This is a genomic window from Pelomonas aquatica (assembly GCF_026712205.1).
In the GTDB taxonomy this organism is placed as follows: Bacteria; Pseudomonadota; Gammaproteobacteria; order Burkholderiales; family Burkholderiaceae_C; genus Pelomonas; species Pelomonas aquatica.
This window is the reverse complement of the sequence record NZ_JAPPUW010000009.1, coordinates 96,858-112,286: the sequence shown is the minus strand read 5'-3', so window position 1 is coordinate 112,286 and position 15,429 is coordinate 96,858. Positions and strand designations below refer to the sequence as shown.

Genomic DNA, 15,429 nt, shown 5'->3' with positions numbered 1-15,429 from the left:
GAGCTCCAGAGAAAGGCGAAGCCCGCCGGCGGCGGGCTTCTGGGGATGCGGCGATTGTCGCAGGCTCAGGCGGTCGCCGGCTCGGCCATCACCTGGCGCAGCAGCTTCTCGAAGACCTCGACCGACTGGCCGCCCTGGATCAGGTGGCGCTGGTTGACGACGATGGCGGGCACCGCGTGGATGCCCTGGGCCTGCACCTCGGCCTCGGCCGCGGCCACGTCGTCGGCGTAGCGGTCGCCGGCCAGCAGCTCGCGCGCCTCGGCCTCGGGCAGGCCGGCGGCGCTGGCCACGGCCAGCAGCACGGCCGGGTCGGACACATTGCGGCCCTCGGTGAAATAGGCCGTCAGCAGCGCGACCTTGAGGCGGCGCTGCACGGTGCCGCCCAAGGCCTCGCCGGCCCAGTGCAGCAGGCGGTGGGCGCTGCGGGTGTTGTAGATGCGGCTGCGCGCTTCCATGCGGAAGTCGAAGCCCAGGGCCGCGCCGCGCTCGCGGATGGCCTGGCGCGTGCCGGCCAGCGCTTCGGGGCCGGCGCCGTATTTCTCGGCCAGGTGCTCCTCGATGTCCTGGCCCTCGGGCCCCATGCCGGGGTTGAGTTCGAAGGGGTGGAAGTGCAGGTCCAGCGTCAGCCCGGGGATGCGGGCGGCGGCGGCCTCCAGCGAGTACAGGCCGATCGCGCACCAGGGGCAGACGACGTCGGAGATGAAATCTATGCGCATGACGGAGATTGTCCGCGGCAAAGGCATGTCCCCACGGCTTGCAAGTCCGGCGCGATCATGATCGGTTGACGTTTGCAGGGGCACCGTCCGCCGGGCCGCTCAGGCGTGCGCGCCGCTGCCGGAGTGCGTGGTAGAGGCTGGGGACGTCGCTCTGCCAGCGCTGCAGCACGATGGAAATGGCCAGGCCCTCCAGGTCCGCCGCGATCCCGAGGCCGATGGCCGCATCGACCGCGGCGCCATCGTGGCCGAAACCGAGGATGGACAGGAAGCCGATGAACAGGGCCAGGCCCCAGGCCTTCGAGGACCACATGTGGTACGAGGCCTCGCGCCGGAACTTCAGCAGGTCGAAGGCGTAGCGGGACAGTTCCAGCGCCAGCAGGACGGCCAGCCACGGCCAGCGGCTTTGCAGCGTGGCGGGATGGAGATGCCAGACGGCGAAGGTGGCGGCCACGTAGAACAGGCTGTCCGCGGCGCTGTCCAGGCGGCGCAGCGTCTGCGTGGCCACGCCCCAGCGTCGCGCGAGGATGCCGTCGAAGACGTCGGACAGGAATGCACCGGCCAGGCAGAGGGCGAAGGCGAGGCCCGAGGGGAAGCGCAGGGCCAGCAGCGCGACGACGGGCGCCAGCGCCGCCCGCAGCGCCGTCAGCAGCAGGGGGATGCGGGTCATGCGCGACCGCCGGCGCGTTGCCGCCGTCAACCGAGGCTGCGGTCGCTCGGCCGCGCCAGGTAGAACCATTCCGTCCCCGGCTGCGACTTCACGTTCGGGAACACGATGCGTCCCTCGCCCGGCGCCAGCACGGCCGCGCCGCTGGCGCGGGTGCCGATCTTCTGGCCCTTCTCGATGGCGTCGAAGCTGGCCCATTCGCGCTCGAAGCTGTCGCCCATGTCCTCGCGGTCGATGACGTCGTAGAGCTGCAGCAGCTCCGGCGCCTGCGCCGGGCGGTGGGGCTCGACGGCGCCCTCGTCCAGCATGCCGAGGAAGACCAGCGCGCGCAGGATGGCCAGGCGGGCCACCTCGGGGCCGTTCGGGTCCAGGTGCTGGCCGCATTCCAGCGTGATGGCCCAGCCGCCGGTGGAGCGCATGTATTCGGTCGTGCCGACGCCGTAGTGCGGGTCGGAGATCAGCGCGGCGCGGCGCGAGCCGTCGTGCTCGCGCTGCCGGCGGCGCTGCAGGCCGAGCGCATAGGTGGACAGCCAGCCCTCGACGATGCGGCCCACGCCCAGGCGCGCGGCCAGCGCGGACTCGGTGGCCTCCTGCGCGAAGGGCTCCAGCTCGCCGGCGTTGTTGCGCGGGCCGATCATCGCGAAGGCGGGGCCCTGGCCCTGGAAGCTGTGCAGGTCCAGCAGGCCGTCGTGCCGGGCGATCAGCGGGCACAGCACGCGCGCGATGCGGTCCTCGTAGTCGTGGGCGATGACGGGCGGGCGCAGGTTGCGGTTCAGGTTGCGGTCGCCCTCGCGGCGGTTGAGCTGGTTCGCGAGCGGGTTGACGATGGGCACGAGGGTCAGCGTGCCGCGCAGCAGCGTCAGCTCGCCGGCATCGAGCTGGCGAATGATCTCGGCCATGGCCTGGGTGCCGTGGATCTCGTTGCCATGGACCGCGCCGGTCACGAGCAGGCGGGGGCCGGGCTGCAGGCCGGCGAACTGGTGGACGCGGAGGTGGGTCGTGGGAGTCATGGCTTGAAACGGGGCGGAAGTCGGGGCCGGCGCAGGCGCGGCAGGACGAGATGCTAACGAGGCGCGGGCTTGGCCGGCCATGTCGCCAGCAGCACGCCCAATAGCGCCAGGCCATAGGCCAGGGCCTGGGCGGTGGACAGGCTCTCGCCGAGCAGCAGGCCGACCAGCGCCGTGCTGATGGGCAGGAAGACCATGAACACGCCCGCCTTGGCGGCCGGCAGGCGGCGCAGGCCGGCCATCCACAGCCAGACGGTGACGACGCTGGCGGTCGCCGCGTAATAGGCCAGCAGGCCCCAGTCCAGCGCGCGTGGCGCGGCGAAGTCGAAGCTCAAGGCCTGCCAGACGGCCAGCGGCGCGACGAGCACCAGGCCCCAGAGGTTGATCAGCGCGCTGATGCGCCTGGGCCCCAGGCCGGCGGTCAGCTTCTTGCCGATGACGACATAGCAGGCCTCGCAGAACACCGCGGCGAGCAGCAGCAACGCGCCGGCGGGCGTCGTCGCGGCGCCGCCCTGCCGGCCGCTGGCGACCAGCGCAATGCCGCCCACCGCGCAGGCGATGCCGGCCAGCACGCGGCGGCTGAGCTGCTCGCGCAGCAAGACCCGGCTCAGCAGCGCCACCGCCGCCGGGATGCCGGCCATGATGACGCCGGCCACGACGGCCGAGCTCTGCCGCAGGCCGAACAGCATGCAGATGGAGAACAGGAAGTTGCCGAGGAAGGATTCGAGGAAGAGCAGCCAGCGCGAGTGCGCGTCCAGCGGCGCCTCGGCGGCCGGCTTCTTCAGCCAGGGCAGCATCAGCAGCGCCGCGATGCCGAAGCGCAGGCCGGCGAGCAGGAAGACCGGAAAGGCCGCGACCAGCAGCTTCGACAGGCCGACATAGCTGCCGACCAGGCTGGTGCTGGCGGCCAGCAGCGCATAGGCGCGCCAGGGAACGGGATGCATGGGGACCGGTCAGCCCCTCAGGCCGCCCGGCGCAAGGCGCCGCGCAGCGTGTCGATGATGCGTTCGATGTGGCTGCTCTCGATGATCAGCGGCGGCGACAGCGCGATGGTGTCGCCGGTCGTGCGGATCAGCAGGCCCTTGTCCCAGCAGTCCAGGAAGACATTGAAGGCGCGCTTGGCCGGCTCGCCGGGCAGGGGCTTGAGCTCGACGCCGCCGACCAGGCCGATGCTGCGCACGTCGATGACATTGGGCTCGTCGCGCAGCGAGTGCAGCGCCTTCGCGAACTCGTCCTGCATGCGCGCGGCGCGCGTCAGCAGGTCGTCGTCGGCATAGGTGTCCAGCGTGGCCAGGCCGGCGGCGCAGGCCAGCGGGTGGGCCGAGTAGGTGTAGCCGTGGAAGAACTCGATCAGGTGCTCGGGCCCGGTCATGAAGGCGTCGTGGATCTTCTGCTGGGCGAAGACGGCGCCCATCGGCACGCAGCCGTTCGTCAGGCCCTTGGCCACCGTCATCAGGTCGGGCGTGACGCCGAAGGTCTGGGCGCCGAAGGGCTTGCCGGTGCGGCCGAAGCCGGTGATGACCTCGTCGAAGATCAAGAGGATGCCGTGCCTGTCGCAGATCTCGCGCAGGCGCTGCAGATAGCCTTGGGGCGGGATCAGCACGCCGGTGGAGCCGGCCACCGGCTCGACGATGACGGCGGCGATGGTCGACGCGTCGTGCAGCGCGACCAGGCGCTCCAGGTCGTCGGCGAACTCGGCGCCGTGCCGGGGGATGCCGACCGAGAAGGCATTGCGCGCCGGGTCGTGCGTGTGGCGGATGTGGTCGACGCCGGCCAGCAGGCTGCCGAACATCTTGCGGTTGGCCACCATGCCGCCCACCGAGATGCCGCCGAAGTTGACGCCGTGGTAGCCGCGCTCGCGGCCGATGAGGCGGGTGCGCGCGCCTTCGCCGCGCACGCGGTGGTAGGCGATGGCCATCTTCAGCGCGGTCTCGACGGACTCGGAGCCGGAGTTCGTGAAGAACACGCGGTTCATGCCCGCCGGCGCGATGGCGGCCAGGCGCTCGGCCAGCTCGAAGGCCTTGGGATGGCCCATCTGGAAGGGCGGCGCGAAGTCCAGCTCGGCCGCCTGCTGCTGGATGGCCTGGACGATGCGGGGCCGGTTGTGGCCGGCGTTGACGCACCACAGGCCGGCGATGCCGTCGAGCACCTCGCGGCCCTTGTCGTCGCGGAAGAACATGCCATCGGCCTTCGTCAGCAGCCGCGGCGACTGCTTGAACTGCCGGTTGGCAGTGAAGGGCATCCAGTAGGCGTCAAGCTTGGAAACGTCTGCGCTCATGCGGGGCTCCTCGGCAAGGGACGGCAAAGTCTAGAGTCAATTTGACGGGATGGTCAGAATTTGCCGGCATCTCAGGGTTCCCACCAGAGCCGGACACCGGACCCGCCGCCTCAGCAGGCCCGCTGCAAGGCGGCCAGTTCGGCCTCGTCGAAACCGGCGGCGCGGCGGGCTTCGAGGTTGAAGGGGGCGCGCAGCTTGGGCGCCTGGTAGCGGGCGGCCAGCTCGGCATAGGTGGCGACGGGGTCCAGGCCGCGCTGCCCGCAGACGAAGCGGTACCAGCGGTTGCCGGCCGCCACATGGCCGATCTCGTCGCGCAGGATGAGGTCCAGGATCTCGCCGGCGCGCAGGTCGCCGGCGCCGACCAGCTTGCGCTTGACGGCCGGCGAGGCGTCCAGGCCGCGGGCCTCCAGCGTGCGCGGCACCAGGGCGATGCGGGCCAGCAGGTCGTGGCGCGTGCGCTCGGCCATGTCCCACAGCGCGTTGTGGGCGTCGAAGTCGCCGTAGTCGAAGCCCAGGGTCAGCAGATGCTCGCGCAGCAGCGTGAAGTGCAGGGCCTCCTCGGCGGCGATGCGCAGCCAGTCGCGGTAGAAGGCGGCCGGCATGCCGGCGAAGCGCCAGGCGACGTCCAGGGCCAGGTTGATCGCATTGAACTCGATGTGCGCGATGGCGTGCAGCAGCGCGGCGCGGCCTTCGTCTGTGAAGGGCGAGCGCTGTGGTACTGCGCTTGGGTCCACCAGCCGCGGCAGGGGTGGGCGGCCGGGCAGGGCGGGCAAATCGGGCTGGGCTGCGAGCCGGGCATCGGCATGGGTCGCGAGCGTCTCGCGCGCCGCCCACAGGGCTGCCACGGCGGCCAGCTTGTCGCTCGTGCCGGGCAGGGCTAAGGCCTGCAGGCAGCCATGTCTGAGTTCCATTTCTAAAATTTTGACGGACTTGATCACAACCGGCCTGCCATGCCAGTGCACCCTAACGGAACCGGCACTTCCTAGCTCGAAAAGCCACGCCAAACCCATCGCGATATACGCGCAACGAACCAGCCGGCGATGAACATGGCGAGAACTCCAATCGTTGGAGGGACGAACACGGGCACTAGCCATGACCAGTCCGGGAGGGCAGGTTTGTGATGAACGATCACTCTGCACTTTTGTTCGATTACGTAGTCAGCGGCGAACGCGGCGTAGGGATTTGAGTCGCTGCTGGGCAAAGCTGGACTCTTGGCGCTTCGAGCCCGCTCTTGCTGCTCGCACTGCGCTTCCGCGAGAGTTGGCGGGCGGGTTGTCGCCGCCAGACTATCGAGGCCGTCTTGTTCTGCCTTTAGGGCCGCATAGTTAGCGTGGTATCGCCGCGCGTATACGATCTTTTCGGGGACACCATCAATCGCGGCGAGACCCACTATCCAGGTCACCGCCCCAACGAGCCAGAGGCGCAACAGCCCTCGCTTCACATTGAGCTTCCGCTGCTCTGCATCCACGACAAAGTCGCCCTGGTGGTCAGCCGACCTTTCTGGCGAAGACGCTGGTTTAGGTTTTGTTGACCCAGAGACTTGACCCAACCGCGACCAAACGAGAAGGACGAGGGAGGCGACAAAAATTGGGACAAAGAATACCGACACGACTCCCGAGACGGAGTTAGTCGTGGGCACGCCGAATAGCATCACAACGATGGTGCGCACCACGACGTAGGAGCCCCACGGGCGCCACGCTGCGCGCAGCGGTTCAAGGTTGAGCTGCTTGGCGAGCGCGAGATATGTGATCGGAAAGAAGATCGCAGACTCAGCAAGCGCACTTCCAAACGCCATTGCCAGGAAATCCATCGCAGCTCCCTCTATGCCAGTTTGCTCACGTTAATCCCGGTGACCCTTTTGGGCACTTCGCATAACCCCCGTTTTCTCCGGCTGATCCGACGTGAGACCGCCCGCAGTGGCCGGTTCAGGGGTTTCGGCAGCACCACAAGCGCGCCGGGGCGGTCTTCGTCGGTGGCCAGAGCCCTGCACAACCCCGTTTTCGGGCTCCGCGGACGCACCTCGCCCCTCAGCGCGCCCAGGGCAGTGGGTCGTTGCCCACCAGCCAGACCAGTCGCTTGACGTTGTAGGCCGAGCACTTGAGCAGGATCGCCAGTTCGTTCCTGGCCAGCGTCAGTGCCCGCACGCACTTGCCACCCAGTTGTTCCAGCCCCGCGAACACATGCTCGCCCCGCGCGCGTTTGCCGGTGTTGCTCGCGTCCAGCACGTCCGCCAAGGTCTGGCCGTCGTCCACGTTGGCTGGCGTCACCTTGAGCTTGCGGATCAGCTTGTAGCGCGCGTCGCTGTTGGCATGGACCTTGTAGCCGTAGTAGCTCTTGCCGTGCTTCTTGGTCCAGCGCGCATCGCGGTCGGTGTGGCGCACCCGCTTGGATGACCAGCCTTCGGGAGGCTTCCCCTCGTTGAGGGCTTCCCGCTCTTCGCTCTTGGCCTGGGTGACCGGCGCCTGCACGATGCTGGCGTCCACGATCTGCCCGCCACGCGGGATGTAGCCGTGGGCCTGGAGCTGTTGGCTCACCGCATCGAAGATGGCCCGCCCGCCCAGCCCGCCTTGGGCCAGGTGCTGCTTGAAGTGCCACAGCGTGCGCGCATCCGGGATGTGCAGCATCCCATCGAGCCGGCAGAAGTGCTGGAAGCTCATGCGGTCCAGCACCTGGTACTCGCAGTATTCGTCCGAGAGGTTGTACAGCGACTGGATGAACAGCAGCCGCACCATGATCTCGGTGGGGTACGGCGGGCGACCGCCCTTGCTGCGATCGGGCCGCGGGCAGGCGCTGTCCACCTGGGCCGCAATGGCCGCGAAGTCGATCAACTCGTCCATCGCCGCCAGGTTGGCGATGAAGCCGCCCATCTTGTCCTGGCGCTGCTCCTGCACGAACAGGTCCGTCGAGGGCTGGCGGCGCCAGAACGTCGAGGGCTTGATGCGCGGCGTGTTCATGGCCCACATCGTGCCCGATCAGCCTGTCAGGCGTGAGGGAGGTTTCGAGAAGTGCCCTTTTGTCAATCATTAAACTGGTCTTGATGGCGTTGAACTCGATGTGGGCGATGGCATGCACCAGGGCCGCGATGCCGGCCGGCGTGCGCATCGACGGCGGCTTGAGCTGGAGGTGCCCGACCAGCAGCGGCCGCTCGGGCCGGCCCGGAATGCCGGCGGGCTCGGCCAGGATGGCATCGGGATCGAGAGGCGCCGCCTCGTCCAGCGCCCGGGCGGCCGCCGCCTTGGCCAGCGGGTCGGTCAGGGCGAGGATCTGCAGGGCGCGGGCACGGGCTTCCATGCCCGGGATTATCCCGGCGGCTAAGCCCGCAGCCGGGCCGCCACCAGCGGGTGCCAGAGCCTCTCGTCCCGCAGCGGCGTGTCGGGCGGCAGGTCGGGGTTGCGCAGCTTGAGCCAGCGCCTGTCGTTGAGGCCCGCGCGCTGCAGCTGCGGGCCGACCCACTGCTCGAACAGCGCGGCGAAGCCGCCGTCGGCCAGGGCCAGTTCCCAGCCGCGGCGCAGGCGCGCGGCCAGTTCGGGCCGGCGCGGGCTGGCGAAGAAGTACAGCGGCGCCGGGTAGGCGATCAGCCAGCCGTCCAGCACGCACAGGGCGGGCAGGGCGTCGACCAGGGGATAGACCTCGATGGCGCCGAGGGCGAACAGGTCGATGCGTTCGCGCTCCAGCAGGGCGGGGAAGCTGTCGCGCCTGGCGATGGCCTGCACCGGCCAGCCGTTGGCCTTCAGGATCTGGGTGTCGGGCCAGCTCTCGACCTGGGCCAGGCGCAGCCGGCGCGCCTGCTGCAGGCCGGTGACGGCCTGCAGCTCGGCGCGGCGGCGCTTCAGTGCGATGGGCAGGCGGATGCCCAGCAGGCCGCGGTAGAGGCAGACGCGCACGGCCAGGGTCTGGGCCTCGTGCTCGGTGGTCGTGACCGAGGAGGCGATGTCGAGTTCGCCGCTGCCTAGCTGCAGGAAGGCGCGGCTTTGCGTCATCGCCGGCGCGGCCTCGAGGCGGCAGGGGCCGTGGCTGGCCTGGGTGCGGTCCAGCAGCAGGCGCAGCACGGCCAGCTCGTAGTTGGGCACGCCTTCGGGCAGCTGCACCAGGGAATGGCGGATCAGCGGCGCGGCCGGCGGCGCCCCCGCCGCCAGGGCGGGCAGCAGGCCGAGGGCGGACAGGCAGTGCCTGCGATGGCGGCTCACGGGCATAGGCGGGCCAGCCTAGCAGGAGTGCCCCTCCTAAAATCCGGGCTTTGCGTGCCTTGCCGGCCGCAGCGTGCGGGAGTACATGCAATGGCCATCTATCAGCTGGGCGACTGGCAGCCCGAGGTCGACGACAGCGCCTGGGTGGCGGGCAGCGCCGAGGTCATCGGCCGCGTGACGCTGGAGGCCGACACCAGCGTCTGGTTCCAGGCCGTGCTGCGCGGCGACAGCTCGACGCTGCACATCGGCCGCGGCAGCAACATCCAGGACGGCTCGGTGCTGCATGCCGACCATGGCTTCCCCCTCGTGCTGGGCGAGGGCGTGACGGTGGGCCACCAGGTCATGCTGCATGGCTGCACGGTGGGCGACAACTCCTTGATCGGCATTGGCGCGGTGGTCTTGAATGGCGCCCGCATCGGCCGCAACTGCGTGGTCGGCGCCGGGGCCCTGGTCACCGAAGGCAAGGAGTTCCCGGACGGCTCGCTGATCATCGGCAGCCCGGCCAAGGTGGCGCGCCCGCTGGAGCCCGCCCAGATCGAAGGCCTGCGCGCCAGCGCGGCCCATTACGTGGAGAACGCCCGCCGCTACCGTGCGGGCCTGAAGAAGACCGATGAGTGAACTGCACAAATTTCTGTTCGAAGGCCTGCCCGTGCGCGGCATGCTGGTGCGCCTGACGGAGTCCTGGCGCGAGCTGCTGAGCCGCCGCGAGGCCGGCCATGAATACCCGCCCGAGCTGCGCGACCTGCTCGGCCAGATGAGCGCCGCGGCCGTGCTGATGCAGGCCAACATCAAGTTCAACGGCGCGCTGGTGCTGCAGGTCTTCGGCGACGGCCCGGTCAAGCTCGCCGTGGCCGAGGCCCAGCACGACCTGAGCTTCCGGACCACGGCCAAATGCGTCGGCGAGATCCCGGCCGGCGCGACGCTGGAGGGCATGCTGAACGTGCACGGCAAGGGCCGCTGCGCGATCACGCTGGACCCGCGCGACAAGCTGCCCGGCCAGCAACCCTACCAGGGCGTCGTGCCGCTGCACGGCGACCAGCGTGAGCCGCTGCAGAAGATGAGCGAGGTGCTGGAGCACTACATGCTGCAGTCCGAGCAGCTCGACACCCGGCTGGTGCTGGCCGCCAGCGGCGACATCGCCGCTGGCCTGCTGATACAGCGCCTGCCGGTCGAGGGCGAGGGCAACCTCGAAGGCAAAAGGAATGAAGACGACATCGGGCTGTCCGACGCCTTCAACCGCATCGCCATGCTCGCGTCCACGCTGACCTCCGAGGAACTGCTGACGCTGGACGCCGACACCGTCCTGCGCCGCCTGTTCTGGGAGGAGACGGTGACGCGCTTCGAGCCCCTGCGGACGCGCTTCGCCTGCACCTGCTCGCGCGAGCGCGTCGCGCAGATGCTGCGCGGCCTGGGCCGTGAGGAGGCCGACGGCGTGCTGGCCGAGCGCGGCGAGATCGAGATCGGCTGCGACTTCTGCGGCCGGCACTACCGCTTCGACGCGGTCGACGTCGGCGCGCTGTTCACCGCCGGCAACGACCAGCCGCAAGGCGCCAGCGCGACGCTGCAGTAGCCGCGCGGCAACGGGGCATCCCGACTTCTGAGGATGTCCGCCGGTCTGGTGATTGACGGCCACGAGCCGAGCTGAGAGCTTTGCTGCCTGGCCTGTTTTCGCAAGGGCCGGGAGGCGGCAGCGATGGCGGATTCCAAGGGCGGCGTGCTCGGCAGCTTTCCGTGGGCGAGCCTGGCGGTGCTGATGGCCTTCGTGGCCAGCACCCAGCTCGTGCCGCATGCCTTCGACGCGCTGCGCCCGGCCGAGAAGGCGCGGGCCCAGGCGCCGCTGGACCCCGACCTCGAGATCAACGCCCGGCTCTGGGAAGACCCCTTTGCGGCGCTGCGCCGCTACCAGCTGGAGCGATCCGAGCGCTGCGAGCGTCAGCGCAAGGCCGCACAGCCGGTGGACGGCGACTGCGGCCAGCAGATGCCCCGGCTGCGCGACCCGCGCAACCTGCTGGCGCGGCTGGACGCCGACCAGAACAAGCGCTTCGACGACACCCTCGTCATCCTGGGCCTGATGCCGGGCGCGGATTTCGTCGGCGCCGAGGAGGCGCGCCGGCGCATCCGCTATGCGACGCTGGCCGGCCTGCTGGCCCAGGACTATGTGCCCGACAACGCCGAGCGGCTGAGCCTGCTGGAGTTCCGGCTGCTGGACGCCAAGGCCGATACCGGCAGCCCGGGCTATATGGTGCCCTACGAGCTGCTGTCGCTGCGCCGCCCGGGCAGCGAGCAGTCGCCGTCGCGCTATGCCCAGGTGGCGCTGCTGTGGGTGGACGAGACGGCGCTGCCGCTGCGCAAGCTGGACGCCGTGGCGCGGCTGGCCGAGCAGCTGATGGGCCGCGAGGCGCGCGACCGCGCGCATCTGCGCTTCAAGCTCGATGCCCAGGACGCACTGCCGCGGCTGGCCGTCATCGGGCCCTCGTCCACCGATGCGTTGCGCACCGCGCTGCGCGACCTGCGCTGCGCCGCCGAACTGAACAACACCGCCGGCATCGGCAGCAGCCCGCTGGCCGAGAGCGACGCGGCGCGCTGCCTGCGCCGCGGCGAGGACGTCCGAGCCGGCCTGCCGGCCGACGTGCTGGCCGGCTACCAGCTGCTGGCCCGCGCCGAGTTCTACAACCCCTCGTCCACCGCGCCCGAGCGCATGCTGCCCGAGCTGCAGGGCTACACCCGCGCCGTGACCGGCCTGGACGACGGCATCGACGCCTTCCTGACCCAGCACTTCAGCCGCCTCACCGGCACGCAGGGCAGGCCGCCGCCGGTGCATATGGTGCGCACCGTGGGCAGCGATGCCGACCTGATCGCCAAGCTGGTGGCGGAGCTGAAGCTGCGCCTGCCGCAGCGGCACCGCCGCGTCGTCATCGTGGCCGAGCGCGATTCCATCTACGCGCAGGCGCTGGTGGAGCAGTTCCGCGACCAGTTGCCCGCCGGGCTGAAGGAGAGCCTGCGCGTCATCTACTTTTTCCGCGGCATCGACGGCGTGACGACGACCGAGGCCAGCGCCGCCGCCGCGCTGGCCACGGCCGCGGCCAAGGTACCGCCGCTGGAATGGCCCGAGAGCCGCGACCAGCTGGACTATCTGCGCCGGCTGGGCGCCGAGCTCAAGCGCAGCGAAAGCAGCAGCGGCAGCCTGCCCATCGGCGCCGTCGGCATCTTCGCCAACGACGTGCACGACAAGCTGCTGGTGCTGCAGGCCCTGCACGAGGACTTCTCCGACCGCGTGTTCTTCACGACCGACATGGACGCGCGCTATCTGCACCCGCGCACCCAGGCCTTCACGCGCAACCTCGTCGTCGCCAGCAGCCTGCCGCTGGCCTTCTACCCGGTGCCGCCCGAGAAGGCCGGCAGCGCCGTGGACCTGCAGGCCGGCACGCCGCCGCTGCGCGACATCTACCAGACCAGCACCTATGCCGCCGCCCGCCGCGCCGGCTGCCGCAGCGAGGCCTGCAAGCAGCGCGAGGGCCGGGCGCTGGACGCGGTGCTGAAGAACACCTCGGTCTACGAGATCGGGCGCTCCGGCACGGTGGCGCTGTCGGGCTACACGCTGGACGAGCGCCCGCCGCAGAGCGCGGCGGGGCGCATCTTCGTCGCGCTGCTGATGGCGGCGGTGTTCGGCTGCCTGCTGTTCGGCTGGCCGTCCACGCCCGCGATGCGCCAGGCCCGGCGTGTGCTGCTGCCGCGTAGCCCCGGCGAGGCGGCCCTGCGCATGGAGCCGACGGCCATCGTGCTCGTGAGCATGCATGCGCTGCTGCTGTCCTACGGCGTGGTCAGCCTCGTCGAGTTCGTGCTGCCGGGCCGCATGCAGTTCAACCGCACGCCGATGCTGGCCGCGCTGGCTGTCGGCGCGGCGCTGCTCGTCGGGCTGGCGGGCCTCAAGACCGGGCAGGCCCGCCGGCCGACGCTGCTGCTCGCCACGGGGCTGGCGCTGCTGGGCGCCGCGTGGCTGGCCCTGGCCTGGCCGGAAGGCGGCTGGCGGCCGGGCGGCGTCTGCCGGACCTGCGAGCCCACGGTCTGGCTGGAGGGCGTGAGTTCCTGGCCCTCGCATCTGCTGCATCTGCTGGCCCTGTTCACGCTGCTGTGGACTCTGGACTGGGCCTGGGCCGACACCCAGGAGCAGCTGTGCCGCGATTCCGACTGGCTGTGCCTGCCACGGCCGCCCGAGCACCCCAGCGTGGTGGCGGTGCTGCGCGGCTGGTTCTCGCAGGTCAGCGTGCTGTTCTGGAAGCCGGGCGTGGGCTACAGCTGCGATTTCAGGCAGCTGTGGATCGAATACGGCGAGCGCGGCGAGGCCACGCCGCGCGCGGCGCGCACGCTGTTCTGGTATGCGCTGACGCTGGGCGTCGTGACACTGCTCTTCCTCGGCCTGAACGACGGCCAGATCCCCGAGGTGCCGGCGCGCGGCAGCGAGCACCGCGGCCTCGTGCGCGTGACCCTCTACGCGGCCCTGCTGCTGCTGCCGCTGCTGGTCGTGGCCGTCGCCGACGCGACCGTGCTGCTGACCCGATTCGTGCGTCACATGAACGTCGGGCGCAGCTTCTACCCCGACCCGACCATCGAAGGCTTCGCCCAGGCGCTCGGCAGCGAGCACAAGGGGCTGTGGGCGCAGCGCTTCTGCGCCCGCCCCGAGGAGCGCGTTGCGGACGGCGGCGGCTTCACGAGGCACACGCTGCTGGACGACTGGATCGACGTGCAGGTCGTGGCGCGCCGCAGCGCGCCGGTCGCACGCCTCGTCATCGGGCCCTTCGTCGTGCTGGCCCTGCTCGTCGTCGCGCGCAGCCGGCTGTTCGACAACTGGTCGCTGACGCCGGCCATCGCCGCCGGCGTGAGCTTCTACGTCGCGGCGCTGGTCGGCCTGACCTTGCTGCTGAAGCAGGCGGCCGAGAACGCACGCCGACGCGCGCTGGAGTCCATGCAGGCCGACCTGCGCTGGCTGGCCGGCAGCGCGGCGCCGCTGTCGGGCCTGCAGGAGCCCTTCAAGCGGCTGATCGCCCAGGTCGAGAACGAGCAGCGCGGCGCCTTCGCGCCCTTCTTCGAGCAGCCGCTGCTGAAGGCCGTGCTGGTGCCGCTGGGCGGCGCCGGCGGCACGCAGCTGTTCGACTATCTGCTGCTGGGGCGCTGAAGCGCGGCGATGGCCGCGGTGCGGCGCTCGGCGTCATTGCCGGTGATGTCGATCCAGCCCAGGCCATGGGCCTGCATGACGCCGCGCAGCCGCGCGTCGAAGGCGGCGCGCACGGCCGGGCCGTCGCGCATGAAGCCGTCGGCCTGCCAGGGCAGGTCCGGCCCGCACAGCAGCGTCAGGTCGCAGCGGCGCTGGAAGGCGAGGGCGGCGGCGGTCAGCGAGTCGTCGCCAAAATAGTGCTCGCTGCACAGGGCCGTGATCAGCGGCGTGGTGTCGCAGACCACCAGCTCGTGCCGGAGCGCCGCGGCCTCGATGCGCGCGGCCTGCTCGGCGGCGATGTGGGCCTGCTCCTGCCGCTGCGGCGTGCGGCCATGCGCGGCGCACCATTCGCGCAGGTATTCGGTGACGAGGCCGGCGCCGAGGTCGCGGGCCAGCGCCTTGGCCAGCGTGGACTTGCCGGTGCATTCCGCACCGAGCAAGGTGACGAGTCGGCTCAAACCTGTCTCCAAGCCCGCCAGCCGACGACGCTCAGCGGGATGAAGCCGCCATAGAGGATGACGGTCAGCCAATAGCCCTTGATGCCGAACAGCACGACGCTGACCGCGTTGACGACGATCCAGGTCGGCCAGTTCTCCTCGTACTTGCGCGCCAGCAGCCACTGGCCGAGCAGGCTGGCGACGGTGGGGAAGGCGTCCCAGTAGGGCAGGGGGCTGTCGGTGAACCTGGCGAGGAAGAGGCCCAGCAGCGGCCAGGCGGCCAGCGTCAGCAGCGCGGGCTTCACGAGGCCGCGCAGGCCCAGGCGCCGCACGGTGAGCGCGTCGCCCTCGCGGGTGCGGCCGAAGCGCCATTGCCACCAGCCCCACAGCGCCAGCGCGGCAAACAGCAGCTGCAGCGAGGCCTCGCCGTAGAGCTGGCCGTCCCAGAAGAGGGCGAAGTACATCAGCGAGCTGACCAGGGCCAGCGGCCAGGCCAGCAGATGGACGCGCATATTGCAGACCACCATCCAGACGGCCAGCACGAAGGCGACCAGCTCCAGCCAGGAGATGGGGCTGCCGAAAGCGGTGAAGGCCGGCGCCAGCAGCGCCGCCCAGGCTGCGGCGAGCATCAGCGTTTGGCCGGCGACGACGCGGCGGCGGCCGTCGCGACGGGCACGAAGACCTCGTCGGACTTGATCATGCCCAGCTCGAAGCGAGCCTTCTCCTCGACCATCTCCAGGCCTTCGCGCAGGTCGCGCAGTTCGGCCTGCAGCTGGGCGTTGCGGGCCCGGGCCTTGTCGTTGTCGGCCTGGGCCTTGCCCAGCTCCTCCCGGAGCTGGGCCACATGAGGAATGCTGCCCCGGCCCACCCAGAGCTGGGCTTGGATGACCGCGAGAAATACGGCCAGGACCAGGGTGAGCGCCTTCAA

The 15,429-nt window shown here is 70.5% G+C and carries 15 protein-coding genes and 1 pseudogene; 3 read left to right on the top strand and 13 right to left on the bottom strand.

Annotated features, from left to right (window positions below; translation table 11 throughout):
- Window positions 1–65: 65 nt before the first annotated feature.
- The 10 genes and pseudogenes from NYP07_RS11550 to NYP07_RS11505 form a co-directional block, all read right to left on the bottom strand.
- A complete protein-coding gene (locus NYP07_RS11550; RefSeq protein ID WP_268150525.1) occupies window positions 66–716 on the bottom strand; it encodes a DsbA family oxidoreductase in 651 nt (216 codons plus the stop codon).
- A gap of 55 nt (window positions 717–771) precedes the next feature.
- Window positions 772–1,383: a CDP-alcohol phosphatidyltransferase family protein gene (locus tag NYP07_RS11545; RefSeq protein WP_268150523.1), complete on the bottom strand. Its 612-nt coding sequence runs from the start codon at window positions 1,381–1,383 to the stop codon at window positions 772–774.
- Between the two features lie 26 nt (window positions 1,384–1,409).
- Window positions 1,410–2,390, bottom strand: coding sequence for a succinylglutamate desuccinylase/aspartoacylase family protein (locus NYP07_RS11540; protein WP_268150521.1), 981 nt, complete (start codon window positions 2,388–2,390; stop codon window positions 1,410–1,412).
- A 53-nt stretch (window positions 2,391–2,443) separates the two neighbouring features.
- Entirely contained in the window at window positions 2,444–3,331 is an 888-nt protein-coding gene (locus NYP07_RS11535) for a DMT family transporter (RefSeq protein WP_268150519.1), read from the bottom strand.
- Between the two features lie 17 nt (window positions 3,332–3,348).
- Window positions 3,349–4,665, bottom strand: coding sequence for an omega-aminotransferase AptA (aptA, locus tag NYP07_RS11530; protein ID WP_268150517.1), 1,317 nt, complete (start codon window positions 4,663–4,665; stop codon window positions 3,349–3,351).
- A 110-nt stretch (window positions 4,666–4,775) separates the two neighbouring features.
- Window positions 4,776–5,576 carry a ferritin-like domain-containing protein gene (locus NYP07_RS11525; protein ID WP_268150515.1) on the bottom strand — a complete coding sequence of 267 codons (801 nt, stop codon included), beginning with the start codon at window positions 5,574–5,576 and terminating at the stop codon, window positions 4,776–4,778.
- 71 nt (window positions 5,577–5,647) lie between these two features.
- Window positions 5,648–6,475: a hypothetical protein gene (locus tag NYP07_RS11520; protein ID WP_268150513.1), complete on the bottom strand. Its 828-nt coding sequence runs from the start codon at window positions 6,473–6,475 to the stop codon at window positions 5,648–5,650.
- 217 nt (window positions 6,476–6,692) lie between these two features.
- On the bottom strand, window positions 6,693–7,619 hold the full coding sequence (locus tag NYP07_RS11515) for an IS5 family transposase (RefSeq protein ID WP_268150511.1): 927 nt from the start codon (window positions 7,617–7,619) through the stop codon (window positions 6,693–6,695).
- A 124-nt stretch (window positions 7,620–7,743) separates the two neighbouring features.
- Window positions 7,744–7,956: pseudogene (locus NYP07_RS24055) on the bottom strand (DUF455 domain-containing protein); the annotation flags it as partial.
- A 20-nt stretch (window positions 7,957–7,976) separates the two neighbouring features.
- Window positions 7,977–8,852, bottom strand: coding sequence for a hypothetical protein (locus NYP07_RS11505; RefSeq protein WP_268150507.1), 876 nt, complete (start codon window positions 8,850–8,852; stop codon window positions 7,977–7,979).
- 90 nt (window positions 8,853–8,942) lie between these two features.
- Here NYP07_RS11505 and NYP07_RS11500 point away from each other — a divergent pair, with 90 nt between their 5' ends.
- The 3 genes from NYP07_RS11500 (at window position 8,943) to NYP07_RS11490 (ending at window position 14,025) form a co-directional block, all read left to right on the top strand.
- Window positions 8,943–9,470: a gamma carbonic anhydrase family protein gene (locus tag NYP07_RS11500; RefSeq protein WP_268150505.1), complete on the top strand. Its 528-nt coding sequence runs from the start codon at window positions 8,943–8,945 to the stop codon at window positions 9,468–9,470.
- Window positions 9,463–10,422, top strand: a complete 960-nt coding sequence (gene hslO / locus NYP07_RS11495; RefSeq protein ID WP_268150503.1) for an Hsp33 family molecular chaperone HslO — start codon at window positions 9,463–9,465, stop codon at window positions 10,420–10,422. Before NYP07_RS11500 ends, hslO begins: the two co-directional genes overlap by 8 nt.
- A 123-nt stretch (window positions 10,423–10,545) precedes the next feature.
- Entirely contained in the window at window positions 10,546–14,025 is a 3,480-nt protein-coding gene (locus NYP07_RS11490; RefSeq protein ID WP_268150501.1) for a hypothetical protein, read from the top strand.
- Here the strand turns inward: NYP07_RS11490 and NYP07_RS11485 are convergent.
- The 3 genes from NYP07_RS11485 to ftsB are packed head-to-tail and all read right to left on the bottom strand — an operon-like array spanning window position 14,004 to window position 15,429.
- Complete coding sequence (locus tag NYP07_RS11485; RefSeq protein ID WP_268150499.1) at window positions 14,004–14,522, bottom strand: ATP-binding protein; 519 nt, start codon at window positions 14,520–14,522, stop codon at window positions 14,004–14,006. The two genes, NYP07_RS11490 and NYP07_RS11485, sit on opposite strands and share 22 nt — an antisense overlap.
- Entirely contained in the window at window positions 14,519–15,130 is a 612-nt protein-coding gene (pnuC, locus tag NYP07_RS11480; protein WP_268150497.1) for a nicotinamide riboside transporter PnuC, read from the bottom strand. Before pnuC ends, NYP07_RS11485 begins: the two co-directional genes overlap by 4 nt.
- On the bottom strand, window positions 15,130–15,429 hold the full coding sequence (ftsB, locus tag NYP07_RS11475; RefSeq protein WP_268150495.1) for a cell division protein FtsB: 300 nt from the start codon (window positions 15,427–15,429) through the stop codon (window positions 15,130–15,132). Before ftsB ends, pnuC begins: the two co-directional genes overlap by 1 nt.